The organism is Lysobacter enzymogenes, from assembly GCF_017168095.1.
Classification (GTDB): domain Bacteria; phylum Pseudomonadota; class Gammaproteobacteria; order Xanthomonadales; family Xanthomonadaceae; genus Lysobacter; species Lysobacter enzymogenes_D.
In genome coordinates this window covers 1-3,398 of sequence record NZ_LXSD01000384.1, presented here as the reverse complement: position 1 = coordinate 3,398, position 3,398 = coordinate 1, and the positions used below count along the sequence as shown (strand labels likewise).

Below are 3,398 nucleotides of genomic sequence, written 5' to 3'. Positions count from 1 at the left end.
GCGTCGCATCTGCGGTGTCGCGGTCGCGGCTTGCGCCGCTCCTACAGGGGCAACCGGCGCATCGCGTCAGTCGCGCGGCCGCGTAAGCCACGGACGCTCGCTGTAGGAGCGGCGCGAGCCGCGACCGCGGCGCAGCCGGTCGCGTCGTATTTGCGGTGTCGCGGTCGCGGCTTGCGCCGCTCCTACAGGGGCAACCGGTACATCGCGTCAGTCGCACTGCGCCGCGCGGCCGAGCAGGAACTCGCGTTCGCGCGCGTTGCGGGTCAGCGCGGCGGCGCGTTCGAATTCGGCGCGCGCTTCGGCGCGCCGGTCGAGTTTGAACAGCAGGTCGCCGCGCACGCTCGGCAGCAGGTGGTATTGCTTCATCGACGGCTCCTGCATCAGCGCGTCGACCAGCGGCAGCGCCGCTTCCGGGCCGAACGCCATCGACACCGCGACCGCGCGGTTGAGTTCGACCACCGGCGACGGCGTGCGCTGGGCCAGGCGCTGGTACAGCGCGGCGATGCGCGCCCACGGCGTGTCCTGCGCGGTCGCCGCGCGCGCGTGGCAGGCGGCGATGGCGGCCTGCAGCACGTAGGGGCCGTCCGAGCCGCCCAGTTGCACCGCGCGCTCCAGCGCGGCCAGGCCGCGCTGGATCTGCAGGCGGTCCCAGCGCGAGCGGTCCTGGTCGAGCAGCAGGATCGGCTGGCCGTCCGGGCCGGTGCGCGCCTTCGACCGCGAGGCCTGGATTTCCATCAGCGCGACCAGGCCGAACGCTTCCGGCTCCTTCGGCATCAGCCCGACCAGGATCCGGCCCAGGCGCAGCGCGTCCTCGCACAGGTTCGGCCGCATCCAATCGTCGCCGGCGGTGGCCGAATAGCCTTCGTTGAACACCAGGTAGATCACTTCCAGCACCGAAGCCACGCGCTGCGCGAGTTCCTCGCCGCGCGGCACCTCGAACGGCACCTGCGCATCGGCCAGGGTGCGCTTGGCGCGGACGATGCGCTGGGCGATGGTCGGCTCCGCGGCGAGGAAGGCGCGGGCGATCTCGTCGGTGGTCAGGCCGCCGAGCAGGCGCAGGGTCAGGGCGACGCGCGCCTCGGTCGACAGCACCGGATGGCAGGAGATGAACACCAGCCGCAGCAGGTCGTCGCCGATGTCGTCGTCGAGCTTGTCGAAGAACCGGTCTTCGGCGCTGTCCTGCTCGGATTCGAGCTCGTAGCCGATCTCCTCGTGCTTGCGGTCGAGCAGCTTGCGCCGCCGCAGCCGGTCGATCGCGCGGTTCTTGGCGGTCTGCATCAGCCACGCGCCCGGGTTGTCGGGCACGCCGGTTTCGGGCCACTTTTCCAGCGCCACGACCAGGGCGTCCTGGGCCAGTTCCTCGGCCAGGCCGACGTCGCGGACCATGCGGGTGAGACCGGCGATGAGCTTGGCCGATTCGATGCGCCAGACGGCGTCGATGGCGCGGTGGGTGTCGGTGGCCGTCATGGCGACGGATGACACCACCTCGCGGGCCGGGTCGCAAGGGCCGGCGCGGCCGCGCGGGCGCGCGGCCGGTGTTTTTTCTCGTTTGGGCGTCGCGACGCGCTCGCGGGCGCTGCGCCCGACGCTACCGTCGGCGTCTCCTCCCCACCCGTCATTCCGGCGAAAGCCGGAATCCATTTTGCGCTCGCTCGAGCACCTCGGAAATCAAGAGCAAGATGGGTTCCGGCTTTCGCCGGAATGACGGGGGAGGGATGACGTCAGGGAACCACGGTGCCGCAGCGCCCACGGCGAAAATGACGACGGCAGCGATGGCACGTGCGATGGCGGCGGCCGCGACAGCGGAGCGATGGGCGAGCGCGATAGCAGCGGCGCGCCTCGACCGCTACACCGTGCGACGGCTCGCGCCGTCGTCCGCCAATGCCGCCGCCCGCCGGTTCAGGCCGCGGCCTGGCCGTGCTCCTCGCCTTCCACGCAGCCCATCGCCTGCACGCAGTTGACCATCCACGGCACGCCGAAGCGGTCGGTGAGGATGCCGTAGGCCAACGCCCAGAAGGTTTCCTGCAGCGGCATCTCGATCTTGCCGCCCTCGGCCAGCGCCTTGAAGATGCGCGCGGCTTCCTCCGGGTCGTTGAGGCTCAAGGTCACGTGCGCGCCCTTGACGCCCTCGTAGGGACAGGCCTGCGTGGCGTCGGTGCCCATCAGCATGAAGCCGTCGAGTTCGTAGCAGCCGTGCATGATCTTGCCGCGGTCGGCGTCGCTGAGGTGCTCGCAGCCCGGGTTGTCGGCGAAGGGCATCAGCGCGTGGATATTGCCGCCGAGGATCTTCTGGTAGGTCTCGAAGGCCTGCTTGCAGTCGCCGTTGAAGGACAGGTAGGTATTGAGTTGCATGGCGAAGACTCCTGGTTCGGATGAAGGGGGGAAGCGCGGCACGCGGGAATCGGTGCGCCTTCGATAAGACGACGAATGCGGCGGCGGCGAATCGACAAAACGCGCCGATGTTTTTTTGAAGAGGCTCTTCAAGCCCGACGCGTTTGTAGGAGGGGCTTCAAGCCGGGCGCTCTTGTGGGAGGGCCTTCAGGCCCGACGCCTTCGGCTCGGATCGCGGCGATCGGAAACAAAAGCTTCGGGCCTGAAGGCCCCCCCTACAGCCAAGCCCCTTGGCTCAGTGGCGGCCGGCCACTTGCTCGCGCAGGCGCTCCTCGGCGGCCTGCAGCTCGGGGGTCAGCGCCTCACCGAAATCGGCGGCATCGAACACCTGGCGGATTTCGATCTGCGACTGCGCGCCGTCCGGGTTCGGCACCCGCTTGACCCACTCCACCGCCTCCTCCAGCGAGCGCGCCTGGATCAGCCAGAACCCGGCGACGAGCTCGCCCGGCGCCGCGAACGGCCCGTCGGCGACCCGCCGCGCGCGGCCGTCGAAGTGCACGCGCGCGCCGCGCGAGCTCGGGTGCAGGCCTTCGCCGCCGAGCAGCACGCCGGCGCGCACCAGTTCCTCGTTGTAGGCGCCCATCGCGGTCAGCAATTCGGTGCTCGGCAGGATGCCGGCTTCGCTGTCGGCGGTGGCTTTGACGATCAGCATGAATTTCATGGTCGTGGTCCTCGTCCGGGCCGGCGGGAGGCCGGCTTCTGACAGGACGACGAATCGGGTTGGGTGGAATCGACACGCTTTGGGGCCCGGGGCGAGGCGGCCGGAAGCCTTGCTGTAGGAGCGGCGCAAGCCGCGACCAACCGAAGCCACGTACGCAAGCGCAGCCCTCCCGAAGCCCGCCCCTCCTCCGGAAAACGCCCCCCCGACAACAGCACTGCACCGACAGCTCAACGCCCTCCCCAATGCGTCATCCCCGAGGCGGGGATCCAGGGCTTCACCGCCACAGCACTCTGAAGTCTCTGGATCCCCGCCTTCGCGGGGATGACGGCTGGAAAAGACGCCGCGA

3 protein-coding genes and 1 pseudogene are annotated in these 3,398 nt (G+C 69.9%); 1 reads left to right on the top strand and 3 read right to left on the bottom strand.

What is annotated here, in order from left to right; genetic code table 11:
- Nucleotides 1–207: 207 nt before the first annotated feature.
- The gene (locus A7A76_RS15655) at nucleotides 208–1,467 is read right to left on the bottom strand and encodes an RNA polymerase sigma factor (RefSeq protein WP_206412055.1); all 1,260 of its coding nucleotides are present in this window, start codon (nucleotides 1,465–1,467) and stop codon (nucleotides 208–210) included.
- A gap of 432 nt (nucleotides 1,468–1,899) precedes the next feature.
- Nucleotides 1,900–2,352 carry a VOC family protein gene (locus A7A76_RS15650; RefSeq protein ID WP_206412054.1) on the bottom strand — a complete coding sequence of 151 codons (453 nt, stop codon included), beginning with the start codon at nucleotides 2,350–2,352 and terminating at the stop codon, nucleotides 1,900–1,902.
- A 75-nt stretch (nucleotides 2,353–2,427) separates the two neighbouring features.
- Here A7A76_RS15650 and A7A76_RS26725 point away from each other — a divergent pair.
- Nucleotides 2,428–2,595: pseudogene (locus A7A76_RS26725) on the top strand (DUF6053 domain-containing protein); the annotation flags it as partial.
- Nucleotides 2,596–2,626: 31 nt separating this feature from the next.
- Here A7A76_RS26725 and A7A76_RS15645 read toward each other — a convergent pair.
- Nucleotides 2,627–3,052 carry a YciI family protein gene (locus tag A7A76_RS15645; RefSeq protein ID WP_206412053.1) on the bottom strand — a complete coding sequence of 142 codons (426 nt, stop codon included), beginning with the start codon at nucleotides 3,050–3,052 and terminating at the stop codon, nucleotides 2,627–2,629.
- Nucleotides 3,053–3,398: the final 346 nt, after the last annotated feature.